Source organism: Burkholderia catarinensis (assembly GCF_001883705.2).
GTDB lineage: Bacteria > Pseudomonadota > Gammaproteobacteria > Burkholderiales > Burkholderiaceae > Burkholderia > Burkholderia catarinensis.
In genome coordinates, this window is the sequence record NZ_MDEQ02000006.1 from 342,242 (window position 1) to 356,173 (window position 13,932).

Below are 13,932 nucleotides of genomic sequence, written 5' to 3' on the forward strand. Positions count from 1 at the left end.
GAACCAACCGTTGGAACGACAGAATTCTGAGTTTCGCGAGCGGCAACTATTGGCCGTACCTAGACGCCCCATTTCCGTCTCGATCTGAAACAGCTAATCGATTTGATTGTCAAATGGCAATTTCCGTCAATCGACCCTGCATAGATGCACATCTTACGCCGCTGTCCTGCCTCCCGACGCTAAGAGCCCCCCGCCCCTCACCTCGGCGAAACCACAATCGCCGCCCGCCGATTCTGCGCCCTCCCCGCCGGCGTCCTGTTATCCCCCACCGGATCGCTCTTCCCTTTCCCGACGATCGCAATCCGCTTCGCATCCAGCCCGACGTCAACCAGCTCAATGGCAACGACTTCAGCCCGCCGCCTTGACAACTCAAGGTCGTATTTCTCCGTCCCGTTGTCATCCGAGTACCCATAAACCCGCACCCCGTTAATCCCCGCCGACGTGAGTGTCCGCCCGATCCTTTCCACAATCCGCCTCACATCCGGCTTGAGGTTATACCGATCGAAGTCAAACAGAATCGGCCCGGCCGATCCGAACTCGAACCCCTGCTGGGTTTCCTGGAACCCGGCCGACTTGAGCACCGTCACCTGCGTCTGCGTCAGCCCGCGATGAAGCGGCGGCGGCGGTGTCTTGCAGCCTCCCAGCAGCATGCACAGAAGCAGCGCGCTCCCGATACACATCCGCCCAATACTCACAGGAAACGAGTTTTCCATCATTGACCCCTTCGTTTGCGCCCGCGTCGCGTGCGCTGCTTCATCCACTGCTGCAGCCTCGCCCGCAGCGCGAAACGATCCCCCTCAAGCCGCCCCCGCGACGCCTTCCGCCAACTGCCACGATCCCGGCCGCGCGCGCTTGGCGCGGTACATCGCGGCATCCGCCGCCCGCAGCAAGCCGCTCGCATCCGACGCGTGATCGGGATACAGCGCAACGCCGGCACTCATCATGGTGGCCACCACGCGGCCGTCGGACAGCTCGATCGACGGCGTCATGCCGGACAAAATCTCTTCTGCGATACGACACACGCTCTCCGCTTCGCGCACCGCCGGCAGCATCACCGCAAATTCATCGCCGCCCAGGCGAGCAACCAGATCGGCTTCGCGCACCTGCGAGCGCAGCCGCGACGCGATGCCGATCAGCACCGCGTCCCCGGCGTCGTGGCCGAATCCATCGTTGATCTCCTTGAAGTGATCGCAGTCGAGATACAGGACAGCGACCCGCTGTCCCGTCACCACGGCGTCGCAAAGGGCAAGCGAGAGGCGCGACTCGAACTGCACGCGGTTGGGCAAGCCCGTAAGCGCATCGTGGGTCGCCTTGTGTTCGAGCGACGCGTTTTCGTCGCGCAGCGTGTTCTGCCAGTCTTCCAATTCGTCGAGCAACGCATTGAAGTCGTCGCCGAGCTGGTTCAGTTCGGCGATCGCCACCGGCTCGACCCGCCGCGCGAACGCGCGCTCGCGCCGCACGGCGTGGGCGACGCTGGCCAGCGCGCGCAGCGGCGAAACGATGTTGCGCATCAGGCGCTTCGAGCTGACATACGCACCAAGCACGCTGACGGCCAGGCAGCCGAGAATGCCGCTGACGCCGCCGATCAGGAAGCCGAAGAACTGGTGCCCGCGGCCGCGCACGACGACGTGCCCGACGACGATGCCGTCGTGCATCACCGGGGCGTACACGGGCCCGGGCAGCGCAACGTCGGCGACGCCGCGCTCGAGCCGGGCGATCCCGCTGCCGGCAGGCAACTGCCACGTCGCGAACGGCTGGCCGTTGCTGTCCGTGACGACCACCTGCGCGACGTCCTCATCGCCGGCGATCAACCCGATCGCCTCGGCCGCCGCGACGCGGTCGCCGAACACGAGCGCCGCCTCGACCGTATAACCGAGCGAGCGGGCGAGCAGGTTCAGGTTGTTGCCGGCATACGCACGCAAGGCGATCACGGCGACGACGATCAACGACACGGCGGCCATCGCAACGGCGACGAACGCGAGGCGCAGGTGCGCGCGGCGCAACACGCTTTGCAGCGTCGGGCGCGACACGCGCGAAAGGGAGACGGGAAGCGTGTGCCGTGTCATGGTGCCCCCGGCCGCCGCGCGAGATTGAGCACATTCGGGTGCACGCGCACGCCGCTGCGCGCGACGGCGTCGAGATTGATGTCGAACGACACGCGTTCACCGTCGACGTTGAGACAGAACATGCCGCCAGCGGTGCAGGACGGATCGTGTTCCGCGATCGTCAACACCGGATGGCCGGTCAACGCGGTTCTCACCCGCGCTCTTTCATCATTGCTCAGGGCACCGAAATAGACGACATCGCAGGCCATACCGAGCGCGGGATCGTCGAAACGGACACGCTGCACGTCGAGCAGCGTCGAGCCGGCCTGCAGCGTGTCGGCCAGGCCGCGCGCGTAGTCGGGCCGGCCGGTGACGCACAGATGCAGGCGAACGGGCGTCGTCGGCCAGCGCGTGAAGCTGATGATGCCGAGCACGACCTGACGCACGGCCGTGTCGTGTGACGAAGCAGCGGGATCGGTGGGATCAGCGGGGCTCGTGGCGGCGACGATACGCAATGTGTCGATTGGATCCTCCGTATCGGCGGGAACCCCGGCGAGCACGGCGGGCGCGGCGGCGGCGATGCGCACTGTGTCGATTGGATCTTCCGTATCGGCGGGAACCCCGGCGAGCACGACAGGCGCCGGCCCCAGAACGCAAACGATTGCGAGCAACGCATGGCGCAGCGAAGCGATTCGGCCGAGGCGGCCGCACGCCGTACGCGCGGCGATTACCGCCGCGCCCGCTAGCGTCGCTGCAGTCGCAAGACAGACAGCAGACGCGCACACTTTCGCATCCATCATGGCAACATCCGCTGGCTTCGCTCCGGCGCTGCCTCCCGCCTCCTTCCATGCGCGTGCAGGCACCGAATTACGCGCATTATTGCTCCATCTTAGGTAAAAATTCGCGTGACCAAACAGTGGGAAACATCCCCGAAAAACGTCGGAAAATATGCGGAATCGGTGCCGTACACAACGATACGCACGAACGCGTTTGCCGGCGTCGAGCCGGTGTCGGCACCAGGAAATTGATCAGCGGATTGGCCGCCCGCGCACCGCAAACTTCATATCTTCTCGCGCACTACGCCACCGCCGACAGATCGAACGGCGTCTCCGTCAACCGCTTCCCCGTCAGCCTGAACACCGCATTCGCAATCGCCGGCGTCACAGCCGTGCCCGACAACTCGCCCACTCCGCCCGGCTTCGCCGGATCGCCCTGCCCTGATCCCCCCGCCGGCCAACGGCGTGCCGCTTGTGATTTCGACGACAATGGCGGCTTGATGCCGGCGTGCCGTTCCATGCCGCCGGAGCAGACACGGAGCGCGCAGCGCCATGAAAGTCGAAAACTCGGAACTCGAAGCGTTCGTCGCCGTGGCGGAGCTCGGCACGTTTCATCGCGCCGCAGAAAAGCTGCACCTCACGCAACCGGGCCTGTCGCGGCGCATCCAGAAACTGGAACAGACACTCGGCGTCGAGCTGTTCCACCGGACGACCCGGAGCGTCACGCTGACCGGCGTGGGCCGCCAGTTCCTGCCGATGGCCCGCGAACAGATCGCGCAGCTCGGCACGATGCTGTCGTCGATCCGGGAAATCGCGGAGAAGCGCTACGGCAAGGTGCGGCTCGCCGCCATCCCGACCGTCGTCGCGCGTGCGCTGCCCGACGTGCTGCGCCATTACGCGGCCAAATACCCGCAGGTCGCCGTGCAGATTCTCGACGGCAATCACGACTTCGTGCTGTCGCAGGTCCGTGCCGGCATCGCCGAATTCGGCGTGAGCCTGCATCCGGGCGACGACGACGATCTCCTGTTCGAACCGCTGTTCACCGACCGCTATGTGCTCGCCGTCCACGACAGCGATCCGCTCGCGCGTGCCGACAGCGTCACGCTCGGCGAACTCCGGCAGGCGAAGCTGGTGATCGGCGGCCGCGACAGCGGCAACCGGTTGCTGCTCGAAATGCTGATGGGCCAGGAAGCCGTGCGGACTCGCTGGTTCTATGAGGTCGAGCACATCTCGAGCGTGGCGGCGCTCGTCGCGTCGGGCGTCGGCTGCGCGATCCTGCCCGAAAGCGCACTGCGCGCATACGGCACACCCGCCGTGCGCGCCGTGCCGATCGCGAGCCCGACGATCGAGCGCACCGTCGGCATCGTGCGGCACCGCGCGATCTCGATGTCCAGCTTCGCGAGCGACCTGCACGCCCTGGTGAAAGCGTCGCTCGCGTAACCCGCACACACCGCATGCGACGCCGCGGGCATTGATGACGACCGCGCATGAATCGCTTGCGCAATCGCATTGGACGACCGGATATTGGCCGGGGACGATCGGTGGCACATCACCCGAAAACCGGCCATCCAGGCGGGCGGGGACAGGAGAAGCCACCATGCATTTCGACGTCATCCTGCGCGGCGGCGCGCTGATCGACGGCACGGGCGCCGCGCGCTTCGACGCCGATCTCGGCGTGACCGGCGCGCGCATCGCCGCCATCGGCGACCTGCGCGATGCGACGGCCGCGCACGTGATCGACGCGAGCGGCCACGTCGTCGCGCCAGGGTTCATCGACAGCCACACGCACGACGACGCATTCGTGCTGACCGATCCGGACGTCGAGCCCAAGGTCGCACAGGGCGTCACGACCGTGATCGCCGGCAACTGCGGAATCAGCCTTGCGCCGCTGCTGGCGCAACAGGATGTCCCGCAGCCGCTCGACCTGCTCGGCGCCTGGCAGACCTTCCGTTTCGCATCGTTCCGCGCGTATCTCGATGCGCTCGACGCGGCGCCCGCCGCCGTCAACACGGCGGCCCTCGTCGGCCATTCGACGTTGCGCGTGCGGCACATGGACGACCTCGACCGCGCCGCCAATGCCGCGGAAATCGCGGCCATGGCCGCCGACGTGCGCGACGCGATGGCCGCCGGCGCATTCGGCGTCTCGTCGGGCACGTTCTATCCGCCCGCGGCGGCAGCCACGACCGACGAACTGATCGACACGTGCGCGCCGCTGCGCGACACGGGCGGCGTGTTCGCCACCCACCTGCGCGACGAGGCCGACGCGATCATCGCATCTCTCGACGAGGCCTTCTCGATCGGGCGCGCGCTCGGCGTGCGCGTCGTGCTGTCGCATCACAAGGTGGCCGGCAAGGCCAACCACGGCCGCTCGGCGGAAACGCTCGCGCACATCGACGCGCAGCGCGTGCTGCAACCGCTGTGCCTCGACTGCCACCCGTATCCCGCGACGTCGACGATGCTGCGCGCCGACCGCATTCGCCAGTCGTCGCGCGTCCTCCTTGCATGGTCGCGGCCGCACCCCGAACTCGCGGGCCGCGATTTCCACGAGCTGCTGCCGCTGTTCGGCGATTCGATCGACGCCGCGATCGACGCATTGCAACCAGCCGGCGCGATTTACTTCGTGATGGACGAAGCCGACGTCGAGCGCATCATCCGGCACGATCTCGCGATGGTCGGATCCGACGGCCTGCCGAACGATATGCGCCCGCATCCGCGCCTGTGGGGAACGTTCCCGCGCGTGCTCGGCGAATTCTCGCGCGAACGCGGGCTGTTTCCGCTCGAAACGGCCGTGCGCAAGATGACGGGCCTCACCGCCGAGCAGTTCGGCATCGTCGATCGCGGACGGCTCGCGGTCGGCCACTACGCGGATCTCGTCGTGTTCGATGCCGCCCGCGTGATCGATCGCGCGACGTTCGCGAGCCCGACGCTGCGCCCCGAAGGCATCGAGCACGTATTCGTCAACGGGCAGGCGGTGCTCGAACACGGGCGGCATACCGGTGCGCGCCCGGGCCGCGCGCTGCGCCGCACGAGCCAGGCGCCTGCCTCTTTCTAGCCATGCCGGCGTGAGGCCATCCGCGATACAACGGCCGCCCGCCTCAACCCGTACGGAGTCCCCATGACGAATTCCAATGGCGCCGCCGCGCCGCGCGGCATGCAGACCGGCACCGACACGAGCGCGAGTGCTTCCGCGCCCGACATCGACGCACTGTATGCACGATTGAGCCGGCGCATCATCCCGCTGATCCTCGTCTGCTACTTCTTCGGCTATCTCGACCGCGTGAACGTCGGCTTCGCGAAACTGCAGATGGTGGCCGACCTCCATCTGTCGGATGCCGCGTACGGCGTCGGCGCGGGCCTGTTCTTCGTCGGCTACCTGCTGCTTCAGGTGCCGGCCGGCTGGCTTGTGCGCAAGATCGGCGTGAAGCGCTGTCTCGCCGGCTCGATGCTGGCGTGGGGGGCGGTGTCGGTCGCCACGCTCGCGACCCGCGACACAGCCAGCTTCTACGCACTGCGCTTCCTGCTCGGCGTGACCGAGGCCAGCTTCTTTCCGGCCGTGATCGCCTATTTCAGCGTGTGGTTTCCGTCGCACCGGCTGGCCAAGGTGATGGCGCTCCTGTTTCTCGCGATGCCGCTGGGCGTGATCGTCGGTGCGCCGCTATCCGGGTGGATCATGGATGCGACGCACGGCGGCTTCGGGCTGCGCGGCTGGCAATGGATGTTCGTGCTCGAAGGCCTGCCGGCAATGGGGCTCGGCCTGTATCTGCTCGTTCGCGTGACCGAGCGGGTCGACGATGCGGCGTGGCTGACCGACGCGGAAAAACGGCTGATCCACGCGGAAATGGCGCAGGAAGCAGCGGGCAAGCGCACGCAGCTCGGCGCCGCGCTGCGCGAGCCGACGCTGTGGATCCTGGTCGCGACGTCGTTCCTCTACAACGTCGGCAACTATGGCCTCGTGTTCTGGATGCCGACGATGATCAAGGCGCTCGGCGCGCTCAGCAATCTCGCGATCGGCCTCGTCAGTGCGATTCCGTATCTCGTCGCATCGATCGCGATGATCGCGAATGCGCAGCATTCGGTGCGCACCGGCGAACGCCGCTGGCATACGGCGCTGCCCGTCACGCTCGGCGGCATCGCGCTGCTCGCGAGCCTAGGCATGCACGCGCATCCGGTGCTGGCGGTTGCGTGCCTGACCATCGGCGTGGCCGGCATCATGAGCACGCTGGCCATGTTCTGGAGCCTGCCGTCGCGGATTCTCGCCGGCGAGGCGGCGGCGGGCGGCGCGGGACTCGTCAACATCGGCGCGGCCGTGGCGGGATTCGTCGGCCCGACGCTGATGGGCTACGCGACGGGATTGACCGGCAGCACCGAGCTCGGCGTCGCGCTGCTCGCCTTCACGCTGTTCGCCGCGGCCGCGCTGATCCTGTCGATTCCGCGCCGGGTGATGGAGCGCGCATGACCGCGCCGTCGTCGATGCGCAGCGCGCTCGCGCTGGCGGCCGCGATTCGCGCCGGACAGATCGACGCCGTATCGACCGTGCAGGCCGTGCTCGACGACATCGCATCGCGGGACGGGCGATATCGCGCCTGTTCGCAGACTTTCGACGTGCGGGCGCTGCACGACGCGCGGCGTATCGACGGTCTCGTACGAGGCGGGCGCGATCCGGGCCCGCTCGCAGGCGTGCCGTTTCTCGTGAAGGGCAATTTCGACGTCGCGGGCTACGTCACCGTCGCCGGATCGCCGGTGCGTGCCGCGCTGCCGCCGGCAGGCAGCGACGCCGCGATGGTCGCCCGACTCGCCGCGGCCGGCGCGATTCCGGTCGGCGCCACGCACATGGACGAGCTCGCCTGCGGCGCCACCGGCGTGAATCCGCATTTCGGCGCGGTGCGGCTCCCGGCCGATCCGTCGCGCATGACGGGCGGCTCGTCGAGCGGGTCGGCCGCCGCGGTGGCGGCCGGCTACGTCCCGCTCGCGCTCGGCAGCGACACCAACGGTTCGATCCGCGCCCCGGCCGCATTGTGCGGCGTCTGGGGCATCCGGCCCGGCACGCAACGGCTGTCGCGCACGGGATGCGTTCCGTACGCAACCACGCTCGACGCGGTCGGCGGATTCGCGAACGACATCGACGATCTCGCGGCGCTCTACCGTGCGCTGCTCGGCGCCAGCCCGTTGCCGACACAACGATCGGCGCACGATCCGGCCGCCCCGCTACGCGCCGCCGTGCTGACCGGCGATTTCGAGCGGCACGCCGATACGGCTGCATGGCAGGCTGTCCGGCACGCGGCGGCCGGCCTGCATGCGGCTGATGCCATCCCGATCGATGGCGCAGAAGCCGCGCGCGTGCGCGAGGCAGCAGTCGTCGTGTCCAACGTGGAGCTCGCCCGTGCACATCGAGCGCTGCTCGACGCGCCCTCAGCCTGCGTATCGGAACGATTGCGGACCCGCATTGCCGCCGGCGCGGCAACGCCCGATGCCGTCTACGCGCAGGCACTGGCCTGCCGCGCCGCGTGGCGTACGCGCATCGCGGCGTACTTCGAGCGCTACGACATCCTGATCGCGGCCACGACGCCCTATGCGGCGCCGCGATTTACGGACGCCACCGTCGACGTCAACGGCATCGCGCTCGAACCGGCAAAGTCCCTCGGCATGCTCACGCAACCGATCTCGTTTGCCGACCTGCCGGTGATCGCCGCACCGTGTTTCCGGCCGGGCGAACTGCCGGTCGGGGTGCAACTGATCGGCGCGCCGGGGGACGAAGCCGCCTGCTTCGCCGCTGCCCGCCGCCTGGCGTCGGCGTCGCGCGAAGCGGGCCACACGAACGGGATCTGATCCGGCGCGCGGATAAGCGAACGGGCCACCGGCCACGCGCCGGCCGCGCGTCCCGCTTGGTGCCCCACGCCGCCGCGAGTATGCTTGCAGTTCGAACGATCTCCAACCTGGGCGCGCACACCGTACCGCGGGCGAGCGCACCGCTAACCGTCTTTCACCACCACCGATGGACTTCGACGTAATCGTTCTGGGTGCCGGCATCGTCGGCGTCTCCGCCGCGCTGCACCTGCAGGATCGCGGACGCAAGGTCGCCCTCGTCGATCGCGGCGCGCCCGGCGAAGGCACGAGCTTCGGCAACGCGGGGCTGATCGAGCGCTCGTCGGTCGAGCCGTATCCGTTCCCGCGCAGCCCGTTCACGCTGATGCGCTACGCGCTGAACCGCTCGACCGATCTCTACTGGCACAGCACGTCGCTGCCGGCCTTCGCGCCGTGGCTCGCGCGGTTCTGGTGGGAATCCGCGCCGCTGCGTCACGCGGCGGCCTCGCGCGACATGCTGCCGCTGATCGAGCGCTGCCTCGTCGAGCACGACGCGCTGATCGCGCGCGCCGGCGCCGGCGAGCTCGTCCGTGCAAGCGGCTGGCTGGAAGCGTTCCGCACGCCGGCCGCATTCGAACGCGGCGTGGCCGAGGCCGGCCTCACCGCGCGCCGCCACGGGCTCGGCATCACGCCGCTCGATGCGGCCGCGCTGCTCGCGCACGAACCGAGCCTCGCCCAAGGCTTCTGCGGCGCGCTGCACTGGCTCGATCCGAAAAGCGTCGTCGATCCGTCCGCGCTCGTCAAAGCGTACGCGCAACTGTTCGTGCAAGGCGGCGGCACGCTGCTCACCGGCGACGCCGCAAGCCTCGACGCGCTGTCGCCCGGCTGGCAGGTCAGCACCCAGGATGGCCCGGCCGCCGCGCCGGCCGTCGTCGTCGCGCTCGGCCCGTGGTCCGACACGGTGTTCGGCAAGTTCGGCTACAAGATTCCGCTGCGCGAGAAGCGCGGCTATCACATGCACTACGCGCCGTCCGCGCGCGGCGTGCCGTCGGCGCCGATCGTCGATCGCGAATACGGTTACGTGATCGCGCCGATGCGGCGCGGGCTGCGGCTGACGACCGGCGTCGAGATCGCGCGGCGCGGCGTGCCGCCGACCGGCGTGCAGCTCGAACGCGCGGAACGCGTCGCGCGGCCCATGTTCGGCTTCGGCGAACGGCTCGACCCGCAGCCGTGGCTCGGCTTCCGGCCGTGCACGCCCGACATGCGCCCGGTGATCGGCCCCGCGCCCGCGCATCGCGGGCTGTGGTTCTCGTTCGGGCACAACCATCACGGGCTCACGCTCGGCCCCGTCACCGGCCGCCTGCTGGCGGAGATGATGACGGGCGAAGCACCGTTCACCGATCCGTCGCCGTATCGCGCGGATCGCTTCTGAACCTGCCTCGCGGAAAAGCGCGCTCAGTCGAGCGCGCGGCCGAAGATGCGGATCACTTCGTCGAGATGCTCGGCCATCGCGCGGCGCGCGGCCTCCGGGTCGCGCGCGCGGATCGCATCGAGGATCGCACGATGTTCCCGTTCCGACCGGTGCGGCATGTCGTTCGGCATGTACAGCGACTGCAGCCGCTGGAACATCAGGTCGTACTTGTGCGCGAGCAACTGCTTGATCATCAGCGCATACGCGGGGTTGTCGCTCGCTTCCGCGATGCGGATATGGAACAGCCGGTCGCCCGGATGCGTGAGCGAGCCGCTGCGGTTGTCTTCCTGGTTGCGCAGGAACGCTTCGTGGATCCCTTCGATCTGCTCGTCCGAGCCGTGCTTCGCGGCAAGCGACGCGGCTTCCGGCTCGATCAGCCGGCGCGCCTGCAACAGCGCGAACGGCGGGATTTCGGTGTCGAGATCGAGCGCGATGCCGAGTTCGGGATCGATCTCGACGATCGTGAAAGGCGCGACCTTCGCGCCGGGTGCGGGTGCAGGTGCAGGTGCGGCGGCGGTTTCGGGATGGCGCACCTTCACGCCGTCGCCAACGCGCACGCTGACGAGCCCGCTCACTTCAAGCGCGATCAGCGCTTCGCGCACCGACGTGCGCGATACGCCGAACTGTTCGGCCAGCTCACGCTCGGGCGGCAGATAGCTGCCCGGCGGAAAATCGCCGGACTCGATCATCGCACTGAGCTTGTCGGCGATCTGCTGGTATAGGCGGCGATTCTGAATCGGCTGGATGGACATACGTTGATGCAGGTGATCGGTTTCGTTGCGGACGGCCTGACGAATCGAACAGGCCGTTCGCGCCTATTTTATATGTCGCGCTTCACATCGCCCGGCACCGCGTAGCAACGCGCGGCGGTGCCGCCCCACAGCGCGCCGCGTTCGGCCGCCGACAGCCGCGATTCGGCCCAGCGCTCGACCAGCGACGCGACTTCGTCATACGACGCGGCAAGCAGGCACACGGGCCAGTCCGACCCGAACATCAGCCGCTGCGGCCCGAACGCGTCGAGCGCCGCGTCGAGACACTGCTCGATATGCCGGATGTCCTGCGCGCGCAGGCCGTGCCGCCAGTCGGCCTCGGTCACGAGCCCCGACAGCTTGCACGCGACATGCGGCAGCGCGCCCAGCTCGCGCAGCGCGGCGCGCCAGCGCGCGAGCGCCGTCTCGTCGCGCTCGAACTCGGCGAGCGCCGGCTTGCCGACATGGTCGAGCACGAGCCAGTGCGCGTCGTGCCGCGCGCAGAACGCATGCACGTCCGGCAACTGGCGCTCGAACACGAGCACGTCGTACACGTACCCGTTCGCCTGCAGCCACGCAATGCCGCGATTGAAGCCGGGATCCGCGACGAACGCGCCGACATCGGCCTCGTCCTGCACCTGGTGACGAAAGCCGCGCAGCTTCGGGCTGCGCCATTCGGCGACACGCTCGGCAAGCTGCGGCGCACCGAGATCCTCCCAGCCGACCACCGCCGCGATGCGCGCGTCGTCGCGCGCGAGATCGATCAGGAACGCCGTCTCGTCGCGCCCGGCGCGCGCCTGCACCGCGATCGACGCGCCGAGCGCCTGTGCGTGCATCAGCGGCCACAGCGCATCGGGCAGGTAGTCGCGCGCAAGCACGCCCATCCCGGGGCCGATCCACGGATAGTCGGCCGCGCGATAACGCCAGAAGTGCTGATGGGAATCGATACGCACTGCGCTCATGGTGTCCTCGTGTTTCGTTCGCCGTGCGACGGCCGCCGCGATACGCGCCGCCGCACGCAACGCTCAGTCGTACAACACCGCCGCAATCTTCGGGTCGCCGATATTGGTCTTGTCGTACCAGTAGAAACCGGTATCGATGACCTTCGGCAGCTTCTCGCCCTTGATTGACTTCACGGCCGCCTCGACCGTCTTGTAACCGATCCCGATCGGGTTCTGCGTGATCGCGCCGGCCATCAGCCCGCTGCGGATCGCGTCCTTCTGCTGCTTGCCGGAATCGTAGCCGACGATCACGACCTTGCGCTTCATCTCGCGCACGCCGTTGACCACGCCGATCGCCGAGCCTTCGTTGGTGCCGAACAGCCCCTTGAGCTTCGGATACGCCTGCAGGATCGACTTCGTCACCTCGGTCGACTTCAGCTGGTCACCTTCGCCGTACTGCACGGTCACGACCTGCACCTTCGGGTGCGCCGACTTCATCCGCTCGAGAAAACCGTCGCGGCGGTCGATGCCGGTGCGGCTCGTCTGGTCGTGCGCGACCACGGCCACCTCGCCTTCGTCGCCGATCAGCGCGGCGAGCTTGTCGGCGGCAAGCGATGCGGCGGCCTTGTTGTTGGTCGCGGCGGTCGTCGCCGGGATATCGCTGTCGACGCCCGAGTCGAACGCGATCACCGGGATCTTCTCGGCCTGTGCCTTCTTCAGGAGCGGCAGCGCGGCCTTGCTGTCGAGCGCCGCGAAGCCGAGCGCGGCCGGCTTCTTCGCGATCGCGGCCGACAGCATGTCGATCTGCTTGTCGACCATCGCCTCGGTTTCGGGGCCTTCGAACGTCACCTTGACCTTGTAGTCCTTCGCGGCCTGCATCGCGCCCGATTTCACGGCCTGCCAGAACTGATGCTGGAAGCCCTTCGAGATCAGCGGGATGTAGGTTTCCTGCGCCTGCGCGCCGGCCGTGACGCCGACGGCGAACGTCAGCCCGACGATCGCGTTCAACACCTTGCTCCTGATCACTTCGCGTCTCCTTGGTTGGTATCTACCGGGATGCCGGCCGGGCCGGCGGTGAAGCACCTGCTTATGCGTGTCAGCGGCGCCGCCGGCGCAGGATGTCGACGTAGACGGCGAGGATGATGATCACGCCCGTCACGACCGTCTGCCATTCCTGCGCGACCGACATGATGCGCAGGCCGTTGGTCAGCACGCTCATGATGAACGCGCCGATGATCGTGCCGACGATGCTGCCCGCGCCGCCCGACAGCGACGTGCCGCCGATCACGACGGCCGCGATCGCATCGAGCTCGTAGCCCTGCCCGAGCGCGGGCTGCGCGGAATTCAGGCGCGACGCGATCAAGAGGCCGGCGATCCCGCACACCGCGCCGCTGAACGTATAGACCGCGATCTTCCACGCGTCGACGTTCACGCCGGACAGCCGCAGCGCCTCCTCGTTGCTGCCGAGCGCGAACGTGTAGCGGCCGAAGATCGTCCGGTTCAGCACGATCGACGCGCCGATCGCGACGAGAAACAGGATCAGCACCGCGTTCGGAATTGGCAGCGCGGGAATCAGGTTACCGATCAGCGAATCCTGCGCGATCGACGTGAAGCCCGGCGTGTCGTTGAAGTAGATCGGCCGCGTGCCCGAGATCACGAGCGACAGCCCCTTGAGCAACATCATCATGCCGAGCGTCGCGATGAACGGCGGCACCTTCATCTTCGCGATCACGAAGCCCGACACGCTGCCCGACAGCGCGCCGAACCCCAGCGCGGCCAGGATCCCGAGCGGCAGCGGCATCCCCCATTTCGTCAGCACAACGCCGGCCATCACCGCGCAGAACGTCATCAGCGTGCCGACCGACAGGTCGATGCCCGACGTGATGATCACGTACGTACAGGCAACGGCCAGCACGCCGTTCACCGCGGTGGCCTGCAGGATCGACACGAGGTTGTCGACTTCGAGGAAGTTCGGCGACGCGAAGCTGAAGAATGCGATCAGCAGCACGAGGCTCGCGAACGCGAGCAACTTCTGCCGCGCGGCCGGGTTGAAGAAGCGCGCACGGAAGCCGGCAGCGCCGGCCGGCGTGTCGCCGGAAGCAAGGGGCGGAACGGGATGCGTATCGTTGGACATGATCGGGTAGACGT

The 13,932-nt window shown here is 68.1% G+C and carries 12 protein-coding genes; 5 read left to right on the plus strand and 7 right to left on the minus strand.

The genetic code is table 11. The features are described 5' to 3' along the window. Positions 1 to 197 precede the first annotated feature (197 nt). The 3 genes from yfiB to yfiR all read right to left on the minus strand — a co-directional run bounded on the left by yfiB (position 198) and on the right by yfiR (position 2,842). On the minus strand, positions 198 to 713 hold the full coding sequence (gene yfiB, locus BFF94_RS12595) for an outer membrane lipoprotein YfiB (protein WP_128850323.1): 516 nt from the start codon (positions 711 to 713) through the stop codon (positions 198 to 200). An 84-nt stretch (positions 714 to 797) separates the two neighbouring features. Further along, positions 798 to 2,066 (minus strand): diguanylate cyclase DgcN/YfiN, encoded by a 1,269-nt coding sequence (gene dgcN, locus BFF94_RS12600; RefSeq protein ID WP_128850321.1) that lies wholly within the window; start codon positions 2,064 to 2,066, stop codon positions 798 to 800. Next, positions 2,063 to 2,842, minus strand: a complete 780-nt coding sequence (yfiR, locus tag BFF94_RS12605) for a regulatory sequestration protein YfiR (protein WP_128850319.1) — start codon at positions 2,840 to 2,842, stop codon at positions 2,063 to 2,065. Before yfiR ends, dgcN begins: the two co-directional genes overlap by 4 nt. A gap of 531 nt (positions 2,843 to 3,373) precedes the next feature. On the opposite strand from yfiR, the gene BFF94_RS12610 reads away from it, so the two are divergent. The 5 genes from BFF94_RS12610 to BFF94_RS12630 all read left to right on the plus strand — a co-directional run bounded on the left by BFF94_RS12610 (position 3,374) and on the right by BFF94_RS12630 (position 10,055). Further along, positions 3,374 to 4,261 carry a LysR family transcriptional regulator gene (locus BFF94_RS12610; RefSeq protein WP_128850315.1) on the plus strand — a complete coding sequence of 296 codons (888 nt, stop codon included), beginning with the start codon at positions 3,374 to 3,376 and terminating at the stop codon, positions 4,259 to 4,261. Between the two features lie 157 nt (positions 4,262 to 4,418). After that, a complete protein-coding gene (locus BFF94_RS12615) occupies positions 4,419 to 5,873 on the plus strand; it encodes an N-acyl-D-amino-acid deacylase family protein (protein ID WP_128850312.1) in 1,455 nt (484 codons plus the stop codon). 63 nt (positions 5,874 to 5,936) lie between these two features. Further along, entirely contained in the window at positions 5,937 to 7,277 is a 1,341-nt protein-coding gene (locus BFF94_RS12620) for an MFS transporter (RefSeq protein ID WP_128850309.1), read from the plus strand. Between the two features lie 14 nt (positions 7,278 to 7,291). Continuing rightward, a complete protein-coding gene (locus BFF94_RS12625) occupies positions 7,292 to 8,647 on the plus strand; it encodes an amidase family protein (protein WP_219139410.1) in 1,356 nt (451 codons plus the stop codon). A gap of 166 nt (positions 8,648 to 8,813) precedes the next feature. Further along, entirely contained in the window at positions 8,814 to 10,055 is a 1,242-nt protein-coding gene (locus tag BFF94_RS12630; RefSeq protein ID WP_219139396.1) for an NAD(P)/FAD-dependent oxidoreductase, read from the plus strand. Between the two features lie 23 nt (positions 10,056 to 10,078). Here the strand turns inward: BFF94_RS12630 and BFF94_RS12635 are convergent, their stop codons facing one another. From BFF94_RS12635 to BFF94_RS12650, 4 genes are all read right to left on the minus strand, one after another. Continuing rightward, positions 10,079 to 10,846: a FadR/GntR family transcriptional regulator gene (locus BFF94_RS12635; RefSeq protein WP_128850307.1), complete on the minus strand. Its 768-nt coding sequence runs from the start codon at positions 10,844 to 10,846 to the stop codon at positions 10,079 to 10,081. A 68-nt stretch (positions 10,847 to 10,914) separates the two neighbouring features. Then, complete coding sequence (locus tag BFF94_RS12640) at positions 10,915 to 11,805, minus strand: L-fucono-1,5-lactonase (RefSeq protein WP_219139397.1); 891 nt, start codon at positions 11,803 to 11,805, stop codon at positions 10,915 to 10,917. A 63-nt stretch (positions 11,806 to 11,868) separates the two neighbouring features. After that, a complete protein-coding gene (locus BFF94_RS12645) occupies positions 11,869 to 12,810 on the minus strand; it encodes an ABC transporter substrate-binding protein (RefSeq protein ID WP_128850305.1) in 942 nt (313 codons plus the stop codon). Positions 12,811 to 12,880: 70 nt separating this feature from the next. After that, on the minus strand, positions 12,881 to 13,918 hold the full coding sequence (locus BFF94_RS12650) for an ABC transporter permease (RefSeq protein ID WP_128850303.1): 1,038 nt from the start codon (positions 13,916 to 13,918) through the stop codon (positions 12,881 to 12,883). Between the last annotated feature and the right edge of the window lie 14 nt (positions 13,919 to 13,932).